Genomic DNA, 26,770 nt, shown 5'->3' on the forward strand with positions numbered 1-26,770 from the left:
GCTTTACTATGACGAAACAAGATAGAATCTCCTATCGCTACTCGTTCCTCACCGTTATAAAAAATTGGCGTTTGCACTTCACCAGCACCTTCTAAAGCTAATAGTTTTGCACCACTCGGTCGCCAAACCTCAGGCTCTTTATCTTTACCAACTGCACCTGAGGCAATATATCCGCCACCTAGGCAAGTATAAATAAACGGAGCCGGTTTACGCACAACTGGTAAAGCAAATCCAACGGCTGGCTGAAATTTCACTTCTTTATAATAATCAAATAGTTTAGGAGAGTAAAAAGCGGATCCTACAGTAATCTCTGTCACTGATTTATCTTGAACGGTTGTTTTTATACTTCCCGTTCCGCCCCCATTTACAAACCTTAGTTCAATGCCCAAGTTGTGTATTTCTTTTACGATATTCCCTCTTCTTTCGTTAATTTCTAACACTGATTTCTTCTTTAAATACGAAACCACTTTACTTTTCATCCATTGATTCGGTATATGATCCCCCACCCCGGCAATTTGAGCTTCATATCCCATTACACCATCTAGTATTAAATATGATGAGCCCTTCACCTTTTCTACTATTTTCAAAGCGCTCTGCACATCTTTTACTGGGGATCTTTTTACACCAAAATGAAATTGAAAAAAACGGCTACTCATATCAATATCCAAACAAACGCGAAAACACCCTTTAGACTTCTCAGCAATCTTTTCTAAATAAGTAATATGGTCTTCACAATCCACCATACAAGTTATAATGTGCCCTTGCTTTGTTAGCAAACTAATTTCATATAAAGCTCTTTCATCATAAGCAGGATATCCGAGCAATAAATCATTAAATCCTTGTTCAATTAAAAACAAAGCTTCTCTAGGAGAAAAACACATAATACCTTGAAACCGATTATTTGCAGCTAAAATCTTTTTCATAATTGGAACAGAGCGTAATGATTTACTCGCTATACGAATCTTCTTATCTCCACTTAACTCTATAATCGATTGAATATTCCTCTCTAAAGCCACTTCATCTAAAAATGCACACGGTAATGGAACTTCCTTAAAAATTCCTCTATCCACATTTTTCTCTCCTCTTCTATATATGTCTTATACATATTGGAAAGAAAGAATGATTTTCCTGTTTTCAAATAAAAAAAGTTTCTTCTTTACGAAGAAACTTTTTCAAGGCTACTCTACTTCATAGAAATAGTCGCCTCTACTGGATAATGATCCGAGTAATCATTATATGTATATTTTTTGAGCCATGACGTAACCGTCCATTGTGGCGATTTCGACTGTAACACCTTATTCTCTATATACGATGGATTAGCATGGTCCTTACTTGTAATAATATAATCTAAATACTCGGCAGGGCTATCGGGGAAGTTATATTTCGCAATACTGTTTGTCGTCGCATCCCAAGTTGCAGTATGTCCAGTATAAGATGGAATAGAAGCGTGCAATGTTTTGAACATGGATGCGTACTCTGAGTCACTATTGTTCTCAGCATTTATTTTATTTACATTCATATCACCACCAATTAACACATACTCGTTATTTGGTATATTTTTATTTTTAATAAACTCTTGAATTTCTTGTAGCTGTTTTGTACGTACAGATGCTGGCAAAGTTTGTCCACACATATTATCTTCAGCTTGTAAATGCGTCCCAATTACATGAACGAAACGATCATTTTTCTTAATTTTTGTGTATACAAATCCTTTATTCGATAAGTTATCTGGCCCGCAGCCTTTTTCGAATACATATTGAACCTTTTCAACAATTGGCCATTTACTTACAATAGCTACACCGCCATCTTCAGGGGTCGAAGATGAATAGTTACCTAACGTTTTATCCCATTCGTTTCCGTTACTACGACCTAATACCGCTGTTTGGTTTGGATATTCTTTCTTTAAATTCCCTAACAAATGATTCGAAGCGTTATTATCAAATACTTCATTTAATATAACAACATCTTGATTTTTCATATAATCCGCTGCCCCAATTAAATCCGCACGCTCATTTTGTCCCCAGTTTGGATATAAATTCGTTGATAACATATATACATTATGGGTCATTACTTTTAACGTATCATTTTGATTTGTAGACATTTCTGCTTGAGCTGAAGATCCACTATATAAAGCTCCTAAACCAATACCAAAGCTAAGTACACCTTTTAGCAATTTACCTTTCACGTTTCATACCTCCATGTACTGTGTAGTGATAAAAAGGCCAAATACTCTATTCTGAGATTTGACCTTTTTCAAATATTTAACGATTTCCGTACGTATCAAACCAAAGCTGGATGTATCCAGCAGTAACACGTTGTGCATCCATTAATCGCGTACCTGTCATTGGTGTAACTTCAGCGCGCCATTTATCTGCATATTCTTGTGATACAGCTGCTTTCACGAACCAATCTTTCGTATTATCATTTACAATGCCAGAGTAATCTTGTTTCGCAACTACTGCCGCTCCATGAATCCAATCTTCTGGATTTGTACCTTTCCAGTTCCAATATCCATTTCCATCCGTTACTTTATAATTATCTTTTATCGTATCTACAAAGTTTTCATATTTAGAATGGAACCCTTGTGGATACGAAAGATTTGTAAAGTTTGCTGCATGCATCGGTTGATTTACATCCCCTAAATAATGAAGAGATAACCCCAAATAGAAGAATGCTTGTTTCATATCTTTATTTTTGTATGACTCACCTGCTAATTTGAAATATTTAGCTCCAGTTTCCTTTGCCTGCTTTGCAAATGGAATATAAGTTTTTCCATTGTCAGGGTCATAGAAGTGTGAAGCAAATGTGCTATTATCATAATAAGGATTTTCATAGTCAGCAGCATAAATACCGTTCTCTAACTCCGTACGCCATTCATTTAATAGTGCAACTTGATCTTGTTTTACAAGTGTTGTATTACGAGACATAATATCCATTGCACGGTTTACAATCCATAAATGAGAGTTTACGCCTTCTTTATGCTTATCTTCAGCAGACCAGCGCGGAATAACTCCAACTCTCTGTCCTCCATCGTTTTCATGAGCAAATGCAACGCTTTGTAATGGCGCTACTAACGTAATAGCTGCTGCTAAAGCAAGAACTTTCTTTTTCATCTGAAATCCTCCATTTTATAATTGAATTATTGTTCATATTTTTTTAGGATCCTATAATGTCTTCCGGTTAACCTATGACTAGAATATCCCACCTTTCACAAAATTTCTATCAATAAATTAAAATATGCAAATGTTCATATTACTATAACTTTATACATAGTGAACGTAATGAATGAATACACTTACAGTGTAATAAAGTATTGTTAAGCTACTGCAAATAATTTTCTAAACTAATGTAAAAAAAGAGTAAAGGGATTAACCGCTCTACTCTTTTTTTCTTTTCGATAATATACTTGGCAGTTGCACATTAATTGCCAATTTATGAATAAATCCAAACACTAATCCAATCCCAATAAATATGTATAAGATCGTAAATACCTTTCCAAAATCAGTTTGCGGACTAAAATTCCCATCACCGACAGTCGTCAACGTGACCACGCTAAAATATAAAGCGTCAAGAGGACGTAATCCTTCAACTGTACTATAAAAAATCGTCCCCGATGTTAATGTCAACATTGTTAATACGAATAACACTTGAAACTCTTTATCTTTCCATGCTCGTAAACAGGCTCTTAACATCCGTTTCAATGTCAACATAAATGAAAGCATTGGACTTCCCCTTCCAAACAAAAATACCTTTAGTTAAAGGAAAGTCTATCACCTTTCAGTATAGAAAAAAAGTAGCCCTTTTCTATTTCTAGAAAAGGGCTACTTTCTTCTATTGTATATTATTTAGGTGAAACAAGAATTTTCACTTGTTTTTTATCTTTTACAAGTGCTTCAAAGCCTTCTTCAACAACTTGGTCCACTGTAATTTTTTTCGTAATTAATTTCTCTGCTTGAATTTGGCCAGAGCTAATTAATTTAATAACAGCTGGGAATATATGACGATATCCAAGAATACCGATAACTTCTTTTTCTTTTAATACAAGGTTGTTCGGAGTAATTGTCGCATCTTTTTCCCACACACTAACAATTACAGTTTGGCCTTCAAAGCTTGTACTTTCAATTGCTTGACGAAGTACAACTTCAACACCTGTTACTTCAAAGCTAACATTTACACCTAAACCATTTGTTAAGTTACGAATTTCTGCTAGTACATCTTGAGTTGCTGGATTTAATACGTAATCAGCACCTGCTAATTTAGCTAGCTCTTGACGTTCTTTAGAAAGTTCCACTGCGATAACAGGAGTTGCTCCTGCTGCTTTAGCTGCTTGGATAACAAGAAGTCCAATTGGACCACAACCAAATACTGCTACAGCTTCCCCTTCTTTTAATTTACTTTGACGTACTGCATGAACTGCTACTGCTGCTGGTTCTACAAGCGCACCTTGTTCATACGTCATTTCATCTGGAATATGATGAACCATATCTTCTGGTACTACTGTATATTCAGAGAAACCACCGCCGTCTCCACCAAGACCGTGGAAAACAAGTTGTTCACAAACATTGTAATGTCCATGTTTACAAGCTTCACATTTACCACAAGAATAAATTGGTTCTACAACAACGCGGTCTCCCACTTTATGAGATGTAACTCCTTCACCAATTTCTACTACCTCACCACTAAACTCATGACCTAAAATAACCGGTGCTTTTACGTGTGTTAATGGATGTTCTTCTGTTGGAATAAAAATAGGACCTGCTAAATATTCATGCAGGTCTGTCCCGCAGATACCACACCATTTAACTTTAATTTTCACTGCTCCTGGTCTTACAGTTGGTTCTGGTACTTCTTCTACTCGTACATCATGTTGATTATGCCAAAGTAATGCTTTCATTTTATACATCCCTCTCTATGTATATACTTAACCTGGTGAAGTTTACAAATCTATTATAATACTTTTATCCATATATTTCAAAAAACAATCTCGTTTTCACTAATTTTTAACAAATAACGTTCAATATTTTGTCACTTTGTACTTTTTTCCACATCTGTTAATTCAATTTCATTGCGGTTGAAATTAGCATTATGCCATAATAGCATAGGAGAGGTGAATATCGCTTGAAATATTTTATTTACTTTATTGTTATCGTAGCGTTTTTAGATACATTTTCACAATTACCTATTATGAGTACTTTCGCTCAAAGCCTTGGAGGAACCCCTCTTGTTATCGGGCTAGTTGTCGGTATGTACTCATTCGCTAATATGATCGGTAATATTATTGCTGGAGCCGCTGTTGATAAATTTGGTGCAAAAAAAATCCTTTATATAAGCATGGGAATTACGAGTTTCATAGTCTTGTTATACACCGTTGTTCAAAGTKGTGAACAACTATTAGTTGTGCGCTTTATGCACGGTTTTAGTGACGGATTTTTAATTCCTGCTGCCTTTACGTTTTTATCAAAACAAACAAATTCAGCAAGGCAAGGTAAGGCAATGGCTCTATCTGGTGCTGCTGTTGGAACAGCGGCAATCGTAGGACCTGCTTTCAGCGGCATTATGAAAGCAACAGCTGGTATAGAGTGGGTGTTCATTACCATTTCTATTTTAATGGTCCTTGGTACAATCGTATCTCTATTCTTCTTACCAAATAACGTATCAAGGAAAGATACATCAAGAACACAAATGATGAACAAAGAAGATATGATTGAACTATTGAGATCTGAACCTTTATTACAAGCATATATTGGTGCTTTCACACTCATGTTTTCACAAGGGATTGTCACTTATATGTTACCAGTAAAAGTTGAGGCGTTAGCACTTAAAGCATCTACAACAGGCATGATGTTAAGTGTATTCGGAATTACCGCTATCCTCTTCTTCTTACTGCCAACAAATCGCATTTACGATCGATTTAATCGTTCAAAACTAATGCTAATCGGGATTGCAGTAATGGCACTAGCGTTATCTTTACTCGGATTATTTGCAACAAAAGGCATGCTCTTTATCGTTATGATGATTTATGGAATTGGATTCGCTATCCTCTTCCCAGCAATTAATGCTTTACTTGTTGAAAATACAACAGATGGTAACCGAGGGAAAGCATTCGGATTGTTTTATGCATTCTTCTCGTTAGGAGTTGTTGCTGGCTCCTTTACAGTCGGAGCAATCGGAGCATCTCCTAGCGCTAGCTTTGTTATCGGAACTGCATTCTTATTAACATTTGCTGGCATGATTTATGTAAGAAGCAAAGTGAAAAAGACAATGATGGGGTAGCCCATCATTGTCTTTTTTTTAAAATGCATATTGATATAATCCGTAATATAACGGAAAAGTTGGGATAATGCCAATTAATTTAAATATAAAAGGTAATGGCTCATCTTTCTCTTCATATAATCGTAAAACAAAAACTGCAGTTAAAGTCCAAATGATGCTAAACACAAAGATGCATTGCCAAACGATCGGCGTCAATATTTGTACATCAAAAACAAATCCAAATAGTCCTATCCATGTAATAATAGACACTACAAAATCAAACTTTTGAATCGGTGTTTGAAACATCCCTCTTACTAACGAAGTAATAGCTAATATCGCTACAATTACTAAATAAATTTTCCACAACATAATGATAATCTCCTATTCAATTCAACTTTTAACTTTCAACAAACCATATTTAATGAATAATATGGCATTATATTTTTCATAGAAATAATACAACGGATAACAAAATAAGAAGAAAATAAGTACGGTTGGTACATGATCTACAATAGAAAAATGTTTTCCTAGCAATTCTTTAATACTCTCTCCAATAATAATAAACAGTGGGATAATACAAATTGCCACTAATATTAAACATGGTGTTATCCTCATTTCTTTCAGCTTTACCTTACAATGCGGACACCTTAATGAAAAAGGATGTGGGATATCGATAATATGTTGTGCAGTAATAATCTCTTCACATTGTGGACATGCAATTGTTTCTTTCATTTATAACTCCCTCCTTTCTGTCATTAAAAAGGAGCTCTTCCAATAGAGCTCTTTTTTCGCCTAATATATTACTTTTGTGTATAGCCAAATAACAATGTAAATAAATTGCACTGTAAAAGCAATGCTACATCTCTTCTTTTAAAAAGAAAGTTTATAAATACCAACGATACTTCGACAATTTCCTCGGAAATATTTCCTTTCCCCACATAATTTGATACACTACATATAGATAAACAGTTGTATTACACAAGCTAAAATAATAACTTACTGTACAAATATAAAAGCACACTCTTCATATGAAGAATGTGCTTTTATTTTATTAACGTCTAATCCAAACAGCACCTGCAGACTTATCATCTGCTTGTCCAACAACTTGGAATTTAAGCCCAAGGTTTGGAACTTTTCGTCCTGCGTCAGCAATTTGTTTGTTGCTGTATACTTTTGAATCATCAAATGTTGTAACACCTTGTAATCCGGTATAATTAAATTGTCCACGTGTTAATGAATTTGCACTCCATGCTGGCGTTTGATCAAATGAAAATGCAGCATCTGCAATTTGCATTCCAGTATTACCGTACGCTGGTTTCCCGTTTAGATTGCCAACTAACGCTTCTGGATGAGAGTCAACAACACCAAGGAATCCTTCACCTGGATGCACCCCAACCCAGTTGTCTTTGAAGCTATCATCTGCATACCAAACGACAAGACCTGTATTATACACCGGACCTCTTCCCGCTTTTAATCCATTATCTGACCCAGCATAGTTTCTCCACTCTAGATAATAATAATGGGGTTTCTTTTCTGTCCCATCAGAAACAACGAATCCATTTAACTTCATTTTAGATTGTCCTTCTGCATCATCTGAAAATACTACTTGTCCATCAACTGTTACATTTACATTATCCATTGCAAAACCTTTATATGTTAAAGCTGGATCTGTAATATAGTCGAATTGTAGTTTAACTTTCTTCCCTTTGAACTGACTTAAATCGTATGATTTATCAATCCATTTCCCATCTGTTGTATCTTTATCATCTTGTACTATCTTTTCTCCTAATCTATCAATCAATGTTTTTGTTCCATCTTCAGTTACAACATGTACTTCGATGAAATCACACTCAGCTTCTAATTCATAATTCGCCTTATAATCAAACTTTGCATTTGTTCCCTTCGTTAAATCAAAGAACGGTGTTTCTAATTTCGTATGAATATCATCGCCTCTTGTACTATAGTATGCCTGTTTTCCAAACCCAGGCTTAATTGTTTCGATACTCTTATCTGGTAAATTGACACGTACTATACCTGGACGATTTGATTTTGTAACACTTTGATCAATATATGTAGGAACTCCTACACCACGCTTAATTTTATCGTAATCTACTTCTAAAATTTTCGCCCAGTTGCCGCCCATATTCTTTTGTAAAAAATCTTTATTTTGTGGAGAAAAACTAGTTGGCTCTGTTCCTGCGATTTTCCCTGTCCAGCTACCTCCACTCATCAATGACCAAGCTTCGACTGGTGATCCAGTTCCAGTATACTTCGTATCATATTCATCCGGTAAACCAAGGTCATGTCCAAATTCATGTGCAAACACACCTACTGCACCGTCTTCTGGTTCAATTGTGTAATCATGCGCTGCTACTTTTCCATCCCAATAATCTACCTTTGATTTTGTACCTTCAATCGCTACTGGATCTCTTGCTAATTTTGAACGATGTGACCAAATCGCATCATCACCTAATTTACCGCCACCAGCTTCTTGACCAACACCAGCATGGATTACCATTAAATGATCAATTACACCGTCAGATTCATTTTGATTCCCATCACCATTTGTATCATATCTATCGAATTGATCAAATTGAGATAAATCTAACCCTTTCTCAGCAGCTGCTTGTAAAGCTTCCTTCACTAAATCACGTGCACCTTTTGGTCCTTTATTATCATGACCACTGCTACCATCAGCTCCGTAATCAGATGCTTTGCCTGGGACAGTTAGCCACTCCGTTACATATCCGTCTGTCGTATAACTACCGCCAGACTGCTCTTCATAATATTGTTTAAATGTTTTTACTTTCGAACCATCAAATAATGTGTAAGGTTCCTTACCGAATAACATCTTTTGATAATGTTCTCTACTAAAGTCTTTCGAATACATATAACCTGGTGTTTGTTCAATATTATTATGTTTATAATCACTAAATTCAACGAGTAACACTAACACTTTATCATTGCGGGCAGGTCCACTATATGGAGCTTGTTTCGCCTTAGAAGTTGGAACTTGCCCATTCAATTGCTTTTTATTTGGTTCCGGCTTTTGATCAGGACTAACATTTTTTTCAGCTTTCTTTACTTTTTCCTTTTCTTCCATCTTTTTCTCTTTTACCTTTTTCACGAAATCAGATGCTTCTTGAGCAGCATCATCTGGAAGAATTTCTTTATTTGCCTGATCCCCTTGTTTCTTTTCAATATATTGCTCTACAGCCCTTTTTGTCTCTTCTTTTGATGATGCTGGATTAATTGTTCCTCTTTCTTTCAGCGCTTCCGCTAAACGATCTTCTTGAATTAAGTTATGATCAATTGGCGTTGTAGACACACTTTCTTTTGCTGGCGTTTCTGCGTATGCTAACGGAGCACTCATTACAGCTGAGCATCCGATGAATGTCGCGATCGTTAATGATGACAACACTTTAAATGGCGCTTTTTTTCTCATTTTAATCATCCCCTTGTATCAATCTTAAACTTCAGATAAAAACACGTAATCTATCCTCCCTTGTATAATAAAAGACATGATTCTATAAGCAATAAGCTTTCTGTTATAGAATCATGCCCTCCAGTTTTCTGGTCAGACCCTCTATCTTTTTATGTCGAAATGTGAAAAATAAAGAGTGATTTGTTATATATTAAATAGCTTATATTAAAAATTTAAAAGACAATATGCACAATTGCATGAAAATTCTTTCAAACAAAAAAAAGAACCCAAGTTAATTAAACTCGGGTTCTCTATTTCGTATTATTTCTCTTGTGTTTTTTCCCAATCAGCTAAGAATTTCTCAATTCCTTGATCTGTTAATGGGTGCTTCACTAATGAAGCGATTACGTTTGCTGGGATTGTTGCAATATGTGAACCGTTTAATGCTGCTTCTGTTACGTGAACACTGTGACGTACAGATGCTGCAATGATTTCTGTTTCAATGCCGTGAATTGCAAAGATTTCTGCGATTTGGCGAATTAAGTCCATACCGTTATGACCGATATCATCTAAGCGACCTAAGAACGGTGAAACGTATGTCGCACCAGCGCGAGCTGCAAGTAATGCTTGCACTGCTGAGAATACTAATGTAACGTTTGTACGAATTCCTAAATCTGAGAATGCTTTTACTGCTTTTAAGCCTTCTGTTGTCATTGGAACTTTTACAACAACGTTTGGAGCGATTTTTGCTAACTCTTTTCCTTCTTCAATCATTTTATCAGCTTCTAAGCTAATTACTTCTGCGCTTACAGGTCCTTCAATAAAGCTGCAAATTTCACGAATACGCTCATGGAAATCTACGCCTTCTTTTGCTACAAGCGATGGATTTGTCGTTACTCCAGCTACTACACCTAATGCATTTGCCTCTTTAATTTCGTTAATGTTTGCTGTATCAATAAAAAATTTCATTTGTTATTCTTCCTTCCTAATTTTCATTTTATATTTATTTATTTTTTCTTAATAAGCTCTAATTCAATCGGAACAAATTTGTCCACTTTTTTACCTTGTGTTATTTCTTTCGCTGTTTCCATCGCCTTCTCTCCGATTAATTCCGGTTTTTGAGCGACTGTTGCTGCCATGCGCCCATCTTTAACCGCTTTTACAGCATCGTCCGTTGCATCAAATCCAACAACGACTACGTCCGTTTTGCCAGCAGATTTCAACGCCTCAAGTGCGCCTAATGCCATTTCATCGTTATGAGCAAACACTGCTTTTATATCGCTATTTGCTTGCAAAATATTTTCCATAACGGATAACCCTTTTGCACGATCGAAATCAGCTGCTTGTTTTGCTACTACTTTTAAAGACTTATCAGCTACGTTATGGAATCCTTTCCCACGCTCACGAGCAGCAGACGATCCTGGGATTCCTTCTAACTCAGCAACATTTGTTCCTTCACCAACTAATTCCCGAATGTAATCACTAGCCATTTGACCACCTTCGACATTGTTAGAAGCAATGTGAGAAACAACTTTACCTGAATTCGCAACTCGGTCTACTGTAATAACAGGAACATTGGCTGCATTAGCTGCACTTACCGCTGAAGCAACGGCATCTGAGTCAGTTGGATTAATAACAACTACATCGACACCTTTTTGAATTAAATCTTCAACATCGTTTGTTTGCTTCGCTGCATCATTTTGTGCATCAACAGCAATTAGTTCAATGCCACTATCTTTTGCTTTCTTTTCTGCACCTTTTTTCAACGTGACGAAAAATGGATTATTTAAAGTGGAAACAGAAAATCCAACTTTAATAGTTTTATTTCGACCTTTATCGCCAGAATCCTTTGCCCAATCTGGTGGTTCCATTGAACAACCAGCAGTAACTACCATGATGCATGCAACGAGTATCAGTAACCATCTTTTCATGAATTGCCCCTCCATTACGCTTCTTTTCGACGATCAATTAGTACAGCTAGTAAGATTACAAGTCCTTTTACAACTTGTTGGAAGAAAGAAGATACACCTAATAAATTTAAACCGTTATTTAGTACACCAATAATAAGCACACCGATGAATGTACCAACAATCCATCCTCTTCCACCTGAAAGACTCGTTCCTCCTAACACAACTGCAGCAATTGCATCTAATTCGTAAGAAGTACCAGCAGTCGGCTGTGCAGAATCTAATCTTGATGTTAAGACAATACCTGCAAGCGCTGCCAAAATTCCGGAAAGACCGTAAATCATTACTTTAATTCTCGTAACATTAATACCAGATAAAGCTGCCGCTTCTTCATTTCCACCAATCGCAAACGTACGGCGACCAAACGTTGTTTTCTTTAAAATAAAGTACAGTACTGCAAAAGCGATCATCATTGTAACGGCTGGCACAGGAATACCAAGGAAATAACCACGGCCAAACATTTGGAACATTAAATGATCACCAAGACCAGTGATCGGACGTCCGTCCATATAAACAAGCGTCAACCCGCGAAAAATAGTCATTGTTGCTAAAGTTGCAATAAACGGAGCTACTTTTCCCTTCGCAATAATGATACCGTTTATAATTCCCATTGCAAGACCTGCTAATAATCCAACTACCATTGCAAGGAACGGATCCATGCCACTTGCCATCATTCCGGCAACAAGTGCACTTGATAATGCTAAAATAGAACCTACCGATAAGTCAATACCCCCTGTTAAAATAACGAAGGTCATTCCAAATGCAATGAGTGCATTAATCGATACTTGGCGCAGTATATTAAATAAATTTGGAATTTCAATAAATGCTGGATTTAAAGCTGTAATTACTACGATAATTAATACTAATCCAATTAAAGAACCAAGTTGTTGTAATACATTCCCCTTCTTAGCCATATCTTACTCTCCCCCTGTAGCTAGTGCCATAATAGACTCTTGCGATGCCTGATCCTTCTCTAAAATACCACCGATTTTCCCCTCATGAATGACGAGAACACGATCACTCATTCCTAAAACTTCTGGAAGCTCAGACGATACCATAATAACGGAATCTCCTTGCTCGGTAAGCTTATTCATAATAGAGTAAATTTCTTTTTTAGCCCCAACATCTACACCTCTCGTTGGTTCATCTAAAATGAGTAACTGCGGATGAATACCTAACCATTTTGCAATTACAATCTTTTGCTGATTTCCACCAGAAAGAGATTTTACAGCTTGCTCTCCGTTTGCTGCTTTCACGTTAAGAAGCTTCATCATATCCTCTGTAAATTGCTGTTCTAAACCTTTATTAACAACGCTTCCCTTTGAAAGACTTTCTAAATTTGGTAAAGCTAAATTTTCACGAATCGAAAAATCTAACACAAGCCCTTCAGATTTTCTATCCTCTGTAATAAAGGCAATTCGTTGTCTAATCGCATCAATTGGACTATCAATTTTCACTTCTTGTCCATTCATAAAAATTTGTCCTGAATCAAGCGGTTCATATCCAAATATCGCTTTCATAATATCCGTGCGACCAGCTCCCATCAAGCCCGCAACACCAAGGATTTCACCTTTTCTAACTTGAAACGAAACATTTTCAAATTTCCCCTTTTTCGTTCCGTTACGCATTTCAAAAATCACTTCGCCAATTTGACTATTTCGTTCTGGATAACGTTCACCAATACTACGACCCACCATCATGCTAACTACTTCATCAAATGATGTCTCCGGAATTAATCTTTTCCCTACATATTCTCCATCACGTAAAATCGTAATAGCATCACATATTGAAAAAATTTCTTCCATCCGGTGTGAAATATAAACGAACGAAACGCCCTCTTTACGCAATTTATTAATAACAATAAACAGTGTTTCAATTTCGCGATCTGTTAACGCTGCTGTAGGTTCATCCATAATAATAACGCTCGCATTTGTCATTAATGCTTTAGCAATTTCAATAATTTGCTGTTGTCCAACTGATAATTCACCTGCTAGCATAGCGCCTCTCACATGTAGACCAAGATCTGCCAATTGCTGCTGAGCAATCGCATTCATTTGACGCGTACGTAAAATGCCCGTTTTTCCATACATTAACTCTTTTCCAAGAAACATATTTTCAGCTACCGTTAAATTCGGTAATATGTTCAACTCTTGATGGATAAATGCAATACCGTACTCTTCCGCTTCTTTCGCATTTTTAAAAGTTCGTTCTTGTCCATCAATTGTGACTGCTCCACTGTCTTTTTTATATACACCTGTTAGAATCTTCATGAGCGTCGATTTCCCCGCTCCGTTTTCCCCCATCAATGCATGGACTTCTCCTGTTTCAATCATAAACTGTGCGTTTTTTAGAACAGGATTACCACTGAACGCTTTTGAAATGTTCTTCATTTCAATATGCATTCTCATCACATCCCTTTATTAAAAAATCACGCCTGCATGTAAAATAACATTCGCATAAGGCGTTGCTTCTCCTGTACGAATAATCGCCTTCGCTCTCTTTGTATACTCTTTAAATTCCTTATGAGACACATATTCAAATGCTGGCTCTATTAAACGCATCTCAACTTCTTTATTTACCTCTGCATTATTTGTAATAACTTCTTCTGCTAACATCACTTTTTCAATTGCCATATCATCAGCAACAACTTGTAATACGTCTAAAAAACTAGGTTTTCCGATTTCAACTGCTAAATCAATTCGTTTTACTCCATCAGGAATAGGTAACCCGCAATCAGCAATTACAATCGTATCTGTATGTCCAAGTGAAGCAAGGACTGCCGCAATTTCACTATTTAATACACCGTGCTTTTTCATCCAACAATCACCTGCACTTCACGTACTCTATCTCTCGTTGGCATACCGCCCTGTGCCCCAAGTCTTGTTACAGAAAGACCACCAGCAATATTTGCGAAACGAATAGCCTTTTGAAGTATTTCTCCTTCAGAAAGCGCAACTGCTAACGCGCCGTTAAATGTATCACCAGCTCCAGTCGTATCTACTACATCTACGGCAATACTTGGAACTTGAATAACTTCCGTTCCGTTATGAAAACGAACACCATTAGAACCTTCTGTCATCAGTAGTTTGTTTGGATATTTAGCCAGTAAATCTTCAATTGGTGATGTAAAATCATCTAATACAATGCGACATTCATGCTCATTCGGCGTAATATAATTCGCTTTTTCTAAAATATCTTCTGATAAAAATTGTGCTGGAGCTGGATTCAACATAACTGGAATTTTATGCTCCTCACAAATAGACAGAACGTATTTTACTGTTTCAAGCGGAATCTCTAGTTGAAGAACAACCATATCAGCTTTTACAAGAAGGTCTTTTGAACGATCTACAATCGACTCATTTACAAGAGCATTTGCTCCTTGTACGACAACAATACTGTTATCCTCTTCTGCTAAAACGATATGAGCGATTCCTGTCGTTCTATCTGTAACCGGTACCACATAGTCGATAAAAACGCGTTCGTTCTCTAAATTTTTTCTAACTACCGTTCCGTAATCATCATTTCCTACTGCACCAACCATCGCTACATTTGCTCCTAATCTAGCTGCAGCTACTGCTTGGTTGGCCCCTTTCCCTCCTGGGATCGTATGAAATGCTTCACCAATTACCGTTTCGCCTGCTTTCGGCCGTATTTTTGAAACAGCCACTAAGTCCATTGAAATACTACCTACTACTGCAATATTTGGCATCTGTCTCATCTCCTTACTTCGTTGTATTTCGTTCTATAATTTCAATCGGTAAACGATAGTGTTTCTCTTCTAATGGATTTCCTTCCATCTGCTCTAACAACAACTCTGTTGCAATTTTCCCCATTTCATAAATTGGCTGTGCAACAGTTGTAATAGATGGATACATCATTTCTGTTAAAGAAATTCCATCGAATCCGATAATTTGTAAATCGTCTGGAATAGAAATTCCCTTTTGAAGTGCAGCCTTTACAACGCCGATTGCAATTAAATCATTCCCAGCAACAATCCCATCAATATGCGGATATTCTTCCAATAATCCTACCGCGACCTGTTCACTATTAGCTGGATCGAATGTACTCTCTGCAATCATATAAGAAAGATTATTTTGCGTAATAACATCTACAAAACCTTCAAAACGTTCATTAGCTGTGCTCACATCACGCGGTCCGCGAATATGTGCAATATGTTTACACCCTTTGTCTATTAATAACTTTGTCGCCGCCTGACTCCCTGCATAGTTATCTGCATATACAGTAGGAATGCGCTCATTAAACATTCGGTCAATCGCAACAACTGGAATAGACAAATTCATGTAATTAACACTATTTTGTGGATTCGTTGCCACAATAAACCCATCCACATTATTTTGTCTAAGCACATCAATGTATTGTTTCTCTTTTTCTAAATTTTCATCAGAGTTACAAAGGACAACTGTGTAACCTTGCTTATGTGCTACATCTTCTACGGCACGTGCAATTTCTGGAAAGAATGGATTCACGATATTTGGAACAACTAAGCCAATTAAACGAGATTTTTTATTGTATAAAGATCGTGCTACTGTACTAGGTTTATAATCTAGCATTTCAATTGCTCGCTCTACTTTTTTTAATGTATCCTCATGAACATATCCATTTTTATTTAACACTCTGGAAACGGTCGCAACAGATACCCCTGCTAATTTTGCAACGTCTTTAATCGTACTCATTCTCTTTTCTCCTCATTTCATGTAACCGTTTACACAAAATAATATAACGCATTTATGAAAATACGTCAATCATTTCTCACTAAAAAGCTTTTAAGGTTATACTCAAAAAAAGCACCGCCATAAGGCGATGCTTTTTCATTATGAATATGATACAGTTTGTTCTTTCTCTTCTACAGCAGGCTCTTCTGCAGCTTTTTTACGATCAGATAGTTTAATCTTCTGTAAGAAAATCGTAAAGATTGCACCTACTACGATAAATACTAATCCTGTTAAAAATACAGTATGAAGCGAATCCACCAAAGAACTTTTCAAAACCGGTACGATACTGTTAGAAAATGCTTCTGGCATTTGTTTTAATGCCTCTGGACTAAAGAGCATAGAATATAAACTCTGTGGATCTGTATGAATCATATCTTTCAATTTTGTTACCATTTGTCCCGCTTCTTTTGGGAATGTATCTAATACAGGTACTAATTTATTTGTTAACGTTGTACCTGAAGTGTTATTCATAATTGATCCTAAAATTGTAATCCCAAACGTTCCACCGATTTGACGGAAGAATTGACTTGATGATGTTACAACACCAAGATCTTTTTTCGGGAAGCTTTCTTGTAATGCTAATGTTAATATCGGCATAACAAGACCCATTCCTAAACCGATAATCATCATATAAGAAGTAGCGGTAAGCTTAGTTGTGTGCATATCCATCGTTGTTAATAACCAGAAACCACTAGCCATAATAAGCATCCCTGTAATAATTTGTGGTTTCACACCAACTTTTAATACAAGTTGACCACCGATAATACTCATAACGATCATTGTGATCATCATCGGTGTCATAATCGTTCCTGATTCAGCAGCACTTACGCCTACAATTCCTTGCATAAAGAACGGTACGAACATAATTGCTCCAAACATTCCGATACTCATAAAGAAACCGATCGCATTCAGTAGTGTAAATGTGCGGTTTTTAAAGAAGTGCATCGGTAAAATTGGTTCTTCAGCCTTCGTTTCAACAATAACAAAGCTAACAATACCAATGGCAGCTAGTGCAAATAACCCGATAATTTGCCAAGAACCCCATGCATAATCTTTTCCACCAAACGTTAACGCAAGTAATAAACTTACAACACCGAGAATCATCGTGAAGATTCCGGCGATATCAATTTTAATTGGTCCTGTTTGTTTATGTGCTTTTAATCCCATTGCAATAAAGATTGTCGCTAAAATACCAACTGGTAAGTTAATATAGAATACCCATCTCCAGTCCACTGCGTCTACAATCCAACCACCAACTTGTGGTCCAATTACAGAGGCAAGACCATATAGAGCTCCAAAAATACCTTGCCATTTAGCACGTTCTTTTCCCGTGAACATATCTCCGATAATAATCATAGCCATTGGCATCATAATACCGCCACCAAGACCTTGAATACCACGGAAAATAATTAATTCTGTCATACCGTTTGCCATACCACATAAAGCTGAACCAGCCATAAAGATAATTAATCCTGCTATATATACGTTACGACGCCCAAGTAAATCCGCTAATTTACCTGCAATCGGTACAACCGTTGTTGATGTTAACATGTAAGCTGTTGTTAACCATGTCATTAAACTTAATCCGCCTAGTTCACCGACGATACGGGGCATTGCTGTACCAACGATTGTTCCGTCCAATGCAGCAAATAGCATCGCGATTACTAAACCGATTAACAACAACTTTCTATTCTGATTTTCTTGTTGCTCCATGTAATCTCCTCAATTCCTCTTAGTTTTTCTCTTTTTTCTCTTGTGTCCCGCAAATAATTGTTTCTAGCTTTTCAAAGAGGCGTAACAAATCTTCCCTCTCTTGTAATTCTAAGTGTGAGAAGTATTTTGCAATATGCTCATTACGAGCCGCCATCGCTTCTTCTACTGTAGCTTTCCCCTTTTTCGTTAGCTCAATGATAACAACGCGGCGATCATTATCGTCGTGATAGCGCTCTACTAATCCATGATCAATTAAACGATCAATCATTACTGTAATCGCGCTCGGTTTCACGTACATTTTCTCCGCCAATTGTGTCGCTCTTGAAGCTCCGTAATGATCTAAAATCTTTAAAATATAAAACTGCGGTGGTGTAAGTCCTGATGCTTGCATTTGTTCTAATAGCTCTGTTTGCATTTTCTTTCCTATAGCGAATGTAAGAGCTTGAATCTTATCAATATGAGTCATATCATTTGGCATGTTATCCACCTCTTATTTAAGCAATAAAATATTTAACGTATTTAAATATTAATCCCACAAACAAAATACGTCAACAACTTTCTTTATAAAAACGTTTACATTCCTGTCACAAAGTTGTATAATTTTCGTCAAAATTAATATTGACAGTCACGGAGAATCGGAGTATACGGCTATGAATCATAAAAAAGGGAACTTTTTTATATTTCATAGCCTTTTTGTGTTCTCTCTGTCTTAAAACGCTTCGAATTAATTAGGGGAGGATTTTCATTTTATGTTTTTCACACAATTATTTAAACCTGCGCCCCACGCAGAACGCTTACCTACTGATCGCACTGATAGCGAATACCGTAAATTGCGTTTACAAGTATTCTTAGGTATCTTCATCGGTTATGCGGGTTACTACTTTGTTCGAAAAAACTTTTCACTTGCAATGCCATACTTAATCGAACAAGGCTTTAGTAAAGGGGAACTTGGGGTTATCCTTTCAGCAGTATCTATCGCTTACGGATTAAGTAAATTTCTTATGGGTATCGTATCCGATCGTTGTAATCCTCGCTACTTTTTAGCAGCTGGGCTATTTTTATCCGGTATCATTAATATTATTTTCGGCTCATTTTCTTTCATTACAACGAGCATTATACTTATGTTTGTACTTCAGTTTTTAAATGGATGGGTACAAGGTATGGGATGGCCTCCTTGTGGCCGTACGATGGTTCACTGGTTCTCCGTTAGTGAACGTGGTACAAAAATGTCTATTTGGAACGTCGCTCATAATGTCGGCGGCGCGCTTATGCCTTCTCTCGTTACATTAGGCTTATATTTCTTTGCAAATGACTGGAAAAGTATATTTTACTTCCCAGGTATTCTTTCAATTTTAGTGGGTATTTATGTATTAATTACGATGAGAGATACACCTCAATCTTGCGGATTACCTTCTATTGAAGAACACACTGGGGAATATCCATCAGATGAAAAAGTAGCGGACCGTGAACGCGAGCTTTCGGTAAAGGAAATTTTATTTACATACATATTAAACAATAAGTTTTTATGGTACATCGCTATCGCTAACGTTTTTGTTTATTTCGTTCGTTACGGCGTTGTAGACTGGGCTCCTACTTATTTAGTAGAAGAAAAAAGCTTTACTCATAGTAGCTCACGTACAGCTTATGCTCTATACGAATGGGCTGGTATTCCAGGTACACTTCTTTGCGGATGGATGAGTGATAAACTATTTAAAGGGCGCCGCGCACCTGCTGGTATTTTATTTATGGTCGGTGTATTCATTGCCGTTCTTGTTTACTGGCTAAATCCTGCTGGGCATCCAATCATTGATAGTATCGCACTTGTTTCCATTGGATTTTTAATTTACGGACCTGTTATGTTAATTGGTCTTCACGCGCTAGACTTAGCACCAAAAAAAGCTGCTGGAACTGCCGCTGGTTTAACTGGGTTCTTCGGTTACCTAGGTGGAGCTACTTTTGCTAGCGCAGCCATGGGCTTTATTGTAGATGGATTCGGATGGGACGGCGGATTCATTTTGCTCCTTGCTTCTTGTGTGCTTGCAATGTTCTTCCTTGCTCTTACTTTAAATACAGGATCTGCAAAATCAAAAGCAGTTTAAACAAAATATAATGTGTAGAAAAATAAACATAAAAATAGCTCTCAGCATTTACTTACATGCTAAGAGCTATTTTTTATTTATCGTTCTTCTCTTGCTATTTATATTAATCAATTCCCTTCTATTTTCTATTCATACGATTAAAACATTTGCTGAAACATCTTTATTAAAACAGCTAACATAACAGATCCAGCAAATCCACCTAAACAAATTAAACTTACTCCTTGGCTATAAGACAAATTTTGAAATGATTTCATACCTTCCATCCTCCCTATATCCCCTTTGATATTCTTATTTTATCAATGGAAAAAATTTCATAACATCGATTTTACTGACAACTAACTTACAAATTTGTAAGTTAACAATTTCCCTCTAAACTTATATCTAGTATGGCCATAATCTCCCCCTCTATACATCAAAAAAGACCTCGAATTATATCAAGGTCTTGCTTACAATACAGACTATCTCACTCAATTTATTTTATAATCATAATCGGGCATTTCACACGCTTTGCTATTTTATGACTTACACTACCAAGCACCATCTCTTGCAGTGTATTTAGCCCTCTACTCCCAGCAATAACAAGATCTATATCTCCTGTATTTACATATTGAACAATCGTATCTCCTGGATCGCCATGTAGAATCGTAATTTTGTAGGAAATGTTCTCTTTCTTTAATAAACCCTCAATCTCTTTTAATTTATCTTTTCGACTAGCTGATATTGTTTCTAAATCCGTTTGTCCTTGTATAATATCTGACTTTGCCGTTCTATTATCTACTACGTACACAACTTCAACATGTGTTTCTTCGTTAAATTTCGCAATATATGTTGCATGCTCGGCTGCTCGAAGTGCATGTTCAGAACCATCGCATGCTAATAAAATTTGTTTGTACATATGCTGAATCCCCTTTTCGTTATCCTACCCGTATTATATAATAAAGCCCCCTAAAAAGGAGGCTTCTAACTAGCAATTCTCTTATTATAAGTAGCTAAATTCGCAACGAGCTTCGAGCTACGTTCATTTAACCCTGTGATCCTTACTTTCACACCGTTCTGTTCATATTTCATGATAACTTTATCAATTGCCGCTACTGCTGAATCATCCCATACGTGTGCGTTAGTAAAGTTCATCTCAATTTCTTTCACATCTTCATTGTATGAAAAAGCATTTATATACTCTGCCGTAGATGCGAAGAATAGTTGGCCGTGAATTTCGTATATTTTCTTATTTTCAATATACAAATGTTTCACGTGAATCTTTGCCATATTGAATGCAAATAAAACTGCACTAATTATCGTTCCGATAATTACACCTAATCCTAAATTATGTGTAATTAGGACAATCACAACTGTTACGATCATAATAAATGCGTTTCCTTTTGGTACTTTATGAATCGTCGCTACAGAGTTCCAATCAAACGTCCCAATCGAAACCATAATCATAACTGCAACTAAAGCTGCCATCGGAATATGAACAACGTAATCACCTAAAACAAATAGCAATACGATTAAAAAACCACCGGCTACAAACGTCGATAATCTCCCGCGACCACCTGATTTAATGTTAATAACAGATTGTCCAATCATTGCACATCCTGCCATTCCTCCGAAGAAACCAGCAACAACGTTCGCAATCCCTTGTCCACGTGCCTCTTTATGCTTATTACTTTCCGTATGTGTCATATCGTCTAAAACCGACGCCGTTAATAATGACTCTAGTAAACCTATAACCGCTAGCATAACTGAATACGGTAAAATAATTGCTAATGTCTCAAGTGTAAATGGAACATCAGGAATACTAAAGAACGGTAATTCTTTCGGTAAGCTTCCCATATCCCCTACTGTTTTTAACTGTAATCCGCTCATAAGTGCAATGCTTGTCACAATAATAATTGAAATAAGTGTAGACGGAACAGCCGTCGTAATACGTGGAAATAAATATATAATTGCAAGTCCTAATGCGACAAGTGCATACATTTGCCAAGTTGCATTTTTAAAATGCGGCAATTGCGCTGTAAAAACTAAAATTCCAAGTGAATTTAAAAAACCACTCATAACGGATTTAGGAACAAACTTCATAAATGAGCTCAGCTTGAACACTCCAAAAATAATTTGAACAATACCTGTTACTATTGTCACAGCAAATAAATATTGCAAACCGTGATCCTTCACAAGAGTGACCATTAATAATGCCATCGCACCCGTTGCCGCCGAGATCATCCCTGGTCTTCCGCCGACAAACGAAATTGTAACCGCAATACAAAAGGCCGCGTACAATCCAACCGTCGGATCTACACCTGCAATAACAGAAAAAGCTATCGCTTCAGCGAATTAATGCTAAAGCAACAACAATCCCCGATAGCACGTCCCCTCTCACATTTGAGAACCATTCATTTTTTATAGTTTGAAACAAAGTAACACTCCTCTACTCTTTTATCATTTGATTTTCTCCGTAAGAAAATCAGGGCCGACTGCACGAAGGCTATTATATAACGAGTAGAAGATTTTGTGCTACGTAAAAGTTTCCTAAAGAAAAGACGCTACCTTAGCAGCGTCTTTTCTCATTTCATTAATGTCCACCGTGACCTTGACCACTTTCCTGAACAATTTCTAACCTCTCATCCAATATACCTTGTGTTTCAAATGAAATATCACTAGTACTTCCTAATAGGAAACCATGGTTATACGGTCCAAGTGTTGGATCATCTTTAAACTTCGGCTGAATAGTAGCAAGGAAGTCATAAACTGGTTGTGAAGCTCTTCCTTCCTCAAGCAAAACAACAGGGGCATGTTTACCCATATGTGAAAACGGTGCTCCCGCAATTGCTAAGTCTGGTGTTTTACTCGAAACAAACGACAAACCGTGACCAGGTTTTGTGAACCCCCAGCCAAATTTCGTTTTTTCATCTTTAAATTTCGCAAACGCAATCGAATTTTCTGTTGGGGTCTCTCCACTAATCCGTGTTACTTTTCCGTATTTATTTAACTCTTTTTCTACTTCTTTTGAAATGATTTTCTCTGGTCCTAACACATATATATTCGCTTTATTTTTTCTTACCTTTAATGCCTCTATTGTCGCTTCTGGCACCTTATCCTTTTCTACATATAAAAGTGGTTCTGGCATATGAGAAATCCAATTTACAGCTGGTGTTGTATATAAACGTCCTTCTTCTTCAGACGAACCGATAATAACGCTATTTGGATAATCTCCTGCTATAGTGGCATATTCTTTATCGACATCTTTAGCAAATTTAGCTGGGTCCGTTTCTTTTATTTGCTTTACTTTATATTCTTTTAATTGCTCAAGGGTAGATGCACCTACATCCCCCATCACCATAATTTGCGTTCCATCTTTCGTTCCGGGCGGATTTAATCTTTTTATTTCTTTTAATGTCATTTCGGGTACCACTTCTTTTTCTATAAATAAAATTGGTCCGTTATTCGGATGATGAATAAGATCTGCACTTGCAATACCTAATTGCCACTCGCTTACTGGCACTAAAATAACAGCACCTGGCTGATTCTCTTTATGCGTTGCTGGCCATATTGTTTGCGAAGTTAATACTGCCATTTGCAGAGGATCATTTGTATTTAATCTCGTTACATTTTTTAAACTTGTCGTTAATAAATCATCTGATGCCCCGGCATTCATTTCTTTCGGCGCAGTTACCTCCTGATTCATTTTCATTTCCTTTTGCTCTGTTTTCTTCTCTTTTGTAGATTCATGATTTTTATGATCTGTGTTCGTTTGTCCACACGCCGCAAGACCAGCTACCGTAATTATTGTTATCCCAAGAATTCGGGTCATCTTTTTCACTATATCGCCTCCGTATTAATCGTTTTCGAGCCAATATTATTACCTAAAATGGAATTTCAACTTTACAATAACAAGCAATTCTGAAGAAATTATGCAGATGCATTATAATCTGCACCATTTCTTCATGATTTTGACTTACAATTTAAGTAATAACTACAAATGCGGAGGTACTCTATGATCGATATACTACTTGTAGATAATGAACCGAGAATGCTTGAATTATTATCACTTTATCTTACTCCAATCGGATACAACTGCGTATGTGCAGTGTCCGGAGAAGAAGCTATTTCACATATAGAAAATCGAAACTTCAAATTTGTTTTACTCGATATTATGATGCCAAAGATGGACGGGTGGGAAACGTGCAAAAGAATTCGATCATTTAGTAACGTTCCAATCATTATGGTAACTGCTCGTGATCAAACGGTAGATGTCATCCAAGGGTTAAAACTTGGAGCGGATGATTACGTGACGAAACCTTTCCATGAAGAGGAGCTTTTCGCAAGAATTGAAGCTGTTTTAAGGCGAACAAATCAACACGCGCAAATCCAATATCAAGGCATTTTATGGGATGAGGCCAAGCATTTCATTTCTGTCTATAATGAAGAACTTCTTCTCACTCCAATCGAATTCTCTTTACTCGGATTATTTTTACGTCATGTGAACTACGTATTAAGCCGTGATCAGCTCATTGAACGAATTTGGGGATTGAATACAAATACAGAAGATAGAACAGTCGATTCACATATTCGTAATTTACGTGATAAATTACGAAAAGTAAATTTCCCTATTGATCACCATTTAAAAACTGTTTACGGAGTAGGGTATCGATGGATTGATACCCTAGATTAAGGAGCAAAGCGATGAAGCGAATTTCTATTCAACTCGGATTTTATTTTCTAATTGTTACACTTTTAATCGAAAGTGTTCTATTTGTCTTGCTCTATTATAGCCTTGTGAACACTAGAGTAAATGAAGAAATGACTGCTTTATTAAAGCGTGGAAATAGTCACCGAGATGTCCTTGAAAAGTATTTTGATAAGCAAACAATCTCCCATGTTGCTTTAATGGAATCCGAAGCTGAAACAACTGTTATTATTACAAATGCAAATAAAGAAGTACTAGCTAAATCCAATGAAATAAATACTACTATAAAAAACCATATTGAAGGAATGCAAACACGAACAGATCATGATGGAGCGATTATAGAGAATCATTGGAAAACATCTAATTATATATGTACAGTTAGTCCAATTGTAGTGGCAGGAAAAACGGAAGGCTATGTATATATGTTTCTCGGAACGGAATCAATCGAAGAAATGGTTAACGGGCTAACAAGACAATTCATTATCGCCGGAGTCATTACTTTTCTATTAACAGCCATCACCATTTTTCTATTATCACGTTTATTAACAAAACCATTGTTACACATGAAACAAGCGACTGAAAAAATGAGTAAGGGCGATTTATCAGTTTCATTAACGACTACTCGAAATGACGAAATTGGTGAACTAGCAGAATCTATCCAAACTCTAGCAAATGATTTACATTATATGAAAACAGAAAGAAGTGAATTTCTAGCAAGTGTTGCTCATGAATTACGAACACCTTTAACGTACGTAAGAGGTTATGCTGACATTGCATTAAAAGAAAATACACCTCCTGAGCAACGTTTACAATACTTATCCATTATAAAAGACGAATCTGATTATATTACAAACTTAGTTCAAGATTTATTTTCACTCGCTCAAATGGAAAAGCATAACTTTTTCATTCAAGTAAAAGAAGTGCATTTACACACTTTCCTTACTCGCATCACTGAAAAAATAAATGTGATGTATGGAGAAAAACAAATTAAAGTTGTTTTCACATGTCCTCTCTCACTCTTAGTAAAGCTAGATGAGCAGCGCTTTGAACAAGTTATGGCTAACATTTTAAATAACGCGTATAGACATTCAAAAGAACATTCTCATATTAATATTTCTGTTACAGAAGAACATAAACATATTTCCATCAAAATTGAGGACAAGGGAGAAGGTATTCCCCCTGAAGACCTCCCTCACATTTTCGACCGCTTTTACCGTGTTGATAAAGCGCGCTCTAGAGCTACAGGCGGAACTGGTTTAGGACTATCTATCGTGAAAGAAATTGTAGAACTACACGGCGGGAATATTACTGTAACGAGCGAAGTCGATCATGGGTCTTGCTTTATCATTTCATTGCCATCTATATAGAAATACAACTATCATCAATTAACAAGTTCAGTTTTGATTTACAAAATCACATCATAATTAGCATATGAAAACGCCCAGAGTTCAAAAACTCTGGGCGTCTTTTATTGTCTTATTGAACTAAATTCTCCTTTAGCTTAAATCAAATTAAAGACAAAACTTAAACAAATTTCTAAACCTCTTAATTTTACACAATCTATTCTAAAATAAATCTTTAATTCTACTTAAAGCAACACACTTTATAATTTTAATGGTTTATAAGCCAATGCTTTATCTATAATTTCTCTGGCGGTTAATTCGTCATCGCCCCAGAAAATATAATCACCTATTTTAGGGTCAATAACAGACGATTCAACCATGTCCAACCAAATTGCCTGTTCCCATTCTTCTCCTTCCGTATCCATAAGTTTTTGAACCAAGGTAACTAACTCTTCTTTATTTAACTCACCTAACTTTATATTTTTATGATTAATAGCTCTTTTTACAATATATTCTGCACCGTAATCGGCAAAAAATAATTCTTTTGCATTTGGA

Annotated in this window: 25 protein-coding genes and 1 pseudogene; 4 read left to right on the plus strand and 22 right to left on the minus strand. The window is 36.4% G+C overall.

Annotation, left to right across the window (positions count from 1 at the left end; all coding sequences use genetic code 11):
* From AC1DTM_RS06600 to bdhA, 5 genes are all read right to left on the minus strand, one after another.
* Window positions 1–1,070, minus strand: a 1,070-nt coding sequence (locus AC1DTM_RS06600) for an amino acid deaminase/aldolase (protein ID WP_477000108.1), incomplete at its 3' end; no start/stop codon positions are given.
* A 113-nt stretch (window positions 1,071–1,183) separates the two neighbouring features.
* Window positions 1,184–2,185, minus strand: a complete 1,002-nt coding sequence (sph, locus tag AC1DTM_RS06605) for a sphingomyelinase C (RefSeq protein ID WP_016103549.1) — start codon at window positions 2,183–2,185, stop codon at window positions 1,184–1,186.
* 76 nt (window positions 2,186–2,261) lie between these two features.
* Entirely contained in the window at window positions 2,262–3,113 is an 852-nt protein-coding gene (cerA, locus tag AC1DTM_RS06610) for a phospholipase CerA (protein WP_002114146.1), read from the minus strand.
* 264 nt (window positions 3,114–3,377) lie between these two features.
* Window positions 3,378–3,722, minus strand: coding sequence for a potassium channel family protein (locus AC1DTM_RS06615; protein WP_016103546.1), 345 nt, complete (start codon window positions 3,720–3,722; stop codon window positions 3,378–3,380).
* A gap of 119 nt (window positions 3,723–3,841) precedes the next feature.
* Window positions 3,842–4,894: a (R,R)-butanediol dehydrogenase gene (gene bdhA, locus AC1DTM_RS06620; RefSeq protein ID WP_002114142.1), complete on the minus strand. Its 1,053-nt coding sequence runs from the start codon at window positions 4,892–4,894 to the stop codon at window positions 3,842–3,844.
* A gap of 224 nt (window positions 4,895–5,118) precedes the next feature.
* On the opposite strand from bdhA, the gene AC1DTM_RS06625 reads away from it, so the two are divergent.
* Entirely contained in the window at window positions 5,119–6,273 is a 1,155-nt protein-coding gene (locus AC1DTM_RS06625) for an MFS transporter (protein ID WP_477000109.1), read from the plus strand.
* A gap of 18 nt (window positions 6,274–6,291) precedes the next feature.
* Here AC1DTM_RS06625 and AC1DTM_RS06630 read toward each other — a convergent pair whose 3' ends face one another.
* The 12 genes from AC1DTM_RS06630 to AC1DTM_RS06685 form a co-directional block, all read right to left on the minus strand.
* Window positions 6,292–6,621: a hypothetical protein gene (locus AC1DTM_RS06630; protein ID WP_002159283.1), complete on the minus strand. Its 330-nt coding sequence runs from the start codon at window positions 6,619–6,621 to the stop codon at window positions 6,292–6,294.
* Window positions 6,622–6,642: 21 nt separating this feature from the next.
* Window positions 6,643–6,984 (minus strand): hypothetical protein, encoded by a 342-nt coding sequence (locus tag AC1DTM_RS06635; protein ID WP_016103545.1) that lies wholly within the window; start codon window positions 6,982–6,984, stop codon window positions 6,643–6,645.
* 319 nt (window positions 6,985–7,303) lie between these two features.
* Window positions 7,304–9,697: a M6 family metalloprotease immune inhibitor InhA2 gene (inhA2, locus tag AC1DTM_RS06640; RefSeq protein WP_016103544.1), complete on the minus strand. Its 2,394-nt coding sequence runs from the start codon at window positions 9,695–9,697 to the stop codon at window positions 7,304–7,306.
* 300 nt (window positions 9,698–9,997) lie between these two features.
* Window positions 9,998–10,645 (minus strand): fructose-6-phosphate aldolase, encoded by a 648-nt coding sequence (gene fsa, locus AC1DTM_RS06645; RefSeq protein WP_000667669.1) that lies wholly within the window; start codon window positions 10,643–10,645, stop codon window positions 9,998–10,000.
* Between the two features lie 38 nt (window positions 10,646–10,683).
* Window positions 10,684–11,607, minus strand: a complete 924-nt coding sequence (rbsB, locus tag AC1DTM_RS06650; protein WP_016103543.1) for a ribose ABC transporter substrate-binding protein RbsB — start codon at window positions 11,605–11,607, stop codon at window positions 10,684–10,686.
* Window positions 11,608–11,621: 14 nt separating this feature from the next.
* Window positions 11,622–12,557, minus strand: coding sequence for an ABC transporter permease subunit (locus tag AC1DTM_RS06655; protein ID WP_002114125.1), 936 nt, complete (start codon window positions 12,555–12,557; stop codon window positions 11,622–11,624).
* Between the two features lie 3 nt (window positions 12,558–12,560).
* On the minus strand, window positions 12,561–14,045 hold the full coding sequence (rbsA, locus tag AC1DTM_RS06660; protein WP_016103542.1) for a ribose ABC transporter ATP-binding protein RbsA: 1,485 nt from the start codon (window positions 14,043–14,045) through the stop codon (window positions 12,561–12,563).
* Window positions 14,046–14,063: 18 nt separating this feature from the next.
* Window positions 14,064–14,459, minus strand: coding sequence for a D-ribose pyranase (gene rbsD, locus AC1DTM_RS06665; RefSeq protein ID WP_016103541.1), 396 nt, complete (start codon window positions 14,457–14,459; stop codon window positions 14,064–14,066).
* Entirely contained in the window at window positions 14,456–15,352 is an 897-nt protein-coding gene (gene rbsK / locus AC1DTM_RS06670) for a ribokinase (RefSeq protein ID WP_016103540.1), read from the minus strand. The genes rbsD and rbsK overlap by 4 nt, the downstream gene beginning before the upstream one ends.
* Before the next feature lie 13 nt (window positions 15,353–15,365).
* On the minus strand, window positions 15,366–16,337 hold the full coding sequence (rbsR, locus tag AC1DTM_RS06675; protein ID WP_002159290.1) for a ribose operon transcriptional repressor RbsR: 972 nt from the start codon (window positions 16,335–16,337) through the stop codon (window positions 15,366–15,368).
* A gap of 138 nt (window positions 16,338–16,475) precedes the next feature.
* A complete protein-coding gene (locus AC1DTM_RS06680) occupies window positions 16,476–18,089 on the minus strand; it encodes an MDR family MFS transporter (RefSeq protein WP_002114116.1) in 1,614 nt (537 codons plus the stop codon).
* Between the two features lie 19 nt (window positions 18,090–18,108).
* Window positions 18,109–18,567, minus strand: a complete 459-nt coding sequence (locus AC1DTM_RS06685) for a MarR family winged helix-turn-helix transcriptional regulator (RefSeq protein ID WP_002114114.1) — start codon at window positions 18,565–18,567, stop codon at window positions 18,109–18,111.
* A gap of 271 nt (window positions 18,568–18,838) precedes the next feature.
* On the opposite strand from AC1DTM_RS06685, the gene glpT reads away from it, so the two are divergent.
* Window positions 18,839–20,188 carry a glycerol-3-phosphate transporter gene (glpT, locus tag AC1DTM_RS06690; protein ID WP_016103539.1) on the plus strand — a complete coding sequence of 450 codons (1,350 nt, stop codon included), beginning with the start codon at window positions 18,839–18,841 and terminating at the stop codon, window positions 20,186–20,188.
* Between the two features lie 137 nt (window positions 20,189–20,325).
* Here glpT and AC1DTM_RS06695 read toward each other — a convergent pair whose 3' ends face one another.
* The 4 genes and pseudogenes from AC1DTM_RS06695 to AC1DTM_RS06710 all read right to left on the minus strand — a co-directional run bounded on the left by AC1DTM_RS06695 (window position 20,326) and on the right by AC1DTM_RS06710 (window position 24,005).
* Window positions 20,326–20,442, minus strand: a complete 117-nt coding sequence (locus AC1DTM_RS06695; protein ID WP_002125236.1) for a DUF4027 family protein — start codon at window positions 20,440–20,442, stop codon at window positions 20,326–20,328.
* A gap of 218 nt (window positions 20,443–20,660) precedes the next feature.
* Window positions 20,661–21,083 (minus strand): universal stress protein, encoded by a 423-nt coding sequence (locus tag AC1DTM_RS06700; RefSeq protein WP_002114109.1) that lies wholly within the window; start codon window positions 21,081–21,083, stop codon window positions 20,661–20,663.
* A 65-nt stretch (window positions 21,084–21,148) separates the two neighbouring features.
* A pseudogene (locus AC1DTM_RS06705) lies at window positions 21,149–22,601 on the minus strand (SulP family inorganic anion transporter).
* Window positions 22,602–22,757: 156 nt separating this feature from the next.
* A complete protein-coding gene (locus AC1DTM_RS06710) occupies window positions 22,758–24,005 on the minus strand; it encodes a lipoprotein (protein ID WP_016103537.1) in 1,248 nt (415 codons plus the stop codon).
* A gap of 174 nt (window positions 24,006–24,179) precedes the next feature.
* Here AC1DTM_RS06710 and AC1DTM_RS06715 point away from each other — a divergent pair, with 174 nt between their 5' ends.
* The gene (locus AC1DTM_RS06715) at window positions 24,180–24,857 is read left to right on the plus strand and encodes a response regulator transcription factor (RefSeq protein WP_088098697.1); all 678 of its coding nucleotides are present in this window, start codon (window positions 24,180–24,182) and stop codon (window positions 24,855–24,857) included.
* Between the two features lie 11 nt (window positions 24,858–24,868).
* Window positions 24,869–26,239, plus strand: coding sequence for a sensor histidine kinase (locus tag AC1DTM_RS06720; RefSeq protein ID WP_016103535.1), 1,371 nt, complete (start codon window positions 24,869–24,871; stop codon window positions 26,237–26,239).
* A 236-nt stretch (window positions 26,240–26,475) separates the two neighbouring features.
* Here AC1DTM_RS06720 and AC1DTM_RS06725 read toward each other — a convergent pair.
* A partial coding sequence (locus tag AC1DTM_RS06725; protein ID WP_477000110.1) for an e9imm peptide occupies window positions 26,476–26,770 on the minus strand: 295 nt, incomplete at its 5' end.

The sequence above is a fragment of the Bacillus sp. P4_D3 genome, assembly GCF_056401855.1.

Bases quoted from the DNA above. Each gene is read 5' to 3' on its own strand.
- AC1DTM_RS06720 (WP_016103535.1), top strand. From the start codon at position 24,869: ATGAAGCGAATTTCTATTCAACTCGGATTTTATTTTCTAATTGTTACA.
- AC1DTM_RS06630 (WP_002159283.1), bottom strand. From the start codon at position 6,621: ATGTTGTGGAAAATTTATTTAGTAATTGTAGCGATATTAGCTATTACT.
- rbsA (WP_016103542.1), bottom strand. From the start codon at position 14,045: ATGCATATTGAAATGAAGAACATTTCAAAAGCGTTCAGTGGTAATCCT.
- rbsB (WP_016103543.1), bottom strand. From the start codon at position 11,607: ATGAAAAGATGGTTACTGATACTCGTTGCATGCATCATGGTAGTTACT.
- cerA (WP_002114146.1), bottom strand. From the start codon at position 3,113: ATGAAAAAGAAAGTTCTTGCTTTAGCAGCAGCTATTACGTTAGTAGCG.
- inhA2 (WP_016103544.1), bottom strand. From the start codon at position 9,697: ATGAGAAAAAAAGCGCCATTTAAAGTGTTGTCATCATTAACGATCGCG.
- bdhA (WP_002114142.1), bottom strand. From the start codon at position 4,894: ATGAAAGCATTACTTTGGCATAATCAACATGATGTACGAGTAGAAGAA.
- fsa (WP_000667669.1), bottom strand. From the start codon at position 10,645: ATGAAATTTTTTATTGATACAGCAAACATTAACGAAATTAAAGAGGCA.
- AC1DTM_RS06685 (WP_002114114.1), bottom strand. From the start codon at position 18,567: ATGCCAAATGATATGACTCATATTGATAAGATTCAAGCTCTTACATTC.
- glpT (WP_016103539.1), top strand. From the start codon at position 18,839: ATGTTTTTCACACAATTATTTAAACCTGCGCCCCACGCAGAACGCTTA.
- AC1DTM_RS06655 (WP_002114125.1), bottom strand. From the start codon at position 12,557: ATGGCTAAGAAGGGGAATGTATTACAACAACTTGGTTCTTTAATTGGA.
- AC1DTM_RS06635 (WP_016103545.1), bottom strand. From the start codon at position 6,984: ATGAAAGAAACAATTGCATGTCCACAATGTGAAGAGATTATTACTGCA.
- AC1DTM_RS06715 (WP_088098697.1), top strand. From the start codon at position 24,180: ATGATCGATATACTACTTGTAGATAATGAACCGAGAATGCTTGAATTA.
- AC1DTM_RS06695 (WP_002125236.1), bottom strand. From the start codon at position 20,442: ATGAAATCATTTCAAAATTTGTCTTATAGCCAAGGAGTAAGTTTAATT.
- AC1DTM_RS06615 (WP_016103546.1), bottom strand. From the start codon at position 3,722: ATGCTTTCATTTATGTTGACATTGAAACGGATGTTAAGAGCCTGTTTA.
- AC1DTM_RS06680 (WP_002114116.1), bottom strand. From the start codon at position 18,089: ATGGAGCAACAAGAAAATCAGAATAGAAAGTTGTTGTTAATCGGTTTA.
- rbsR (WP_002159290.1), bottom strand. From the start codon at position 16,337: ATGAGTACGATTAAAGACGTTGCAAAATTAGCAGGGGTATCTGTTGCG.
- rbsK (WP_016103540.1), bottom strand. From the start codon at position 15,352: ATGCCAAATATTGCAGTAGTAGGTAGTATTTCAATGGACTTAGTGGCT.
- AC1DTM_RS06700 (WP_002114109.1), bottom strand. From the start codon at position 21,083: ATGTACAAACAAATTTTATTAGCATGCGATGGTTCTGAACATGCACTT.
- rbsD (WP_016103541.1), bottom strand. From the start codon at position 14,459: ATGAAAAAGCACGGTGTATTAAATAGTGAAATTGCGGCAGTCCTTGCT.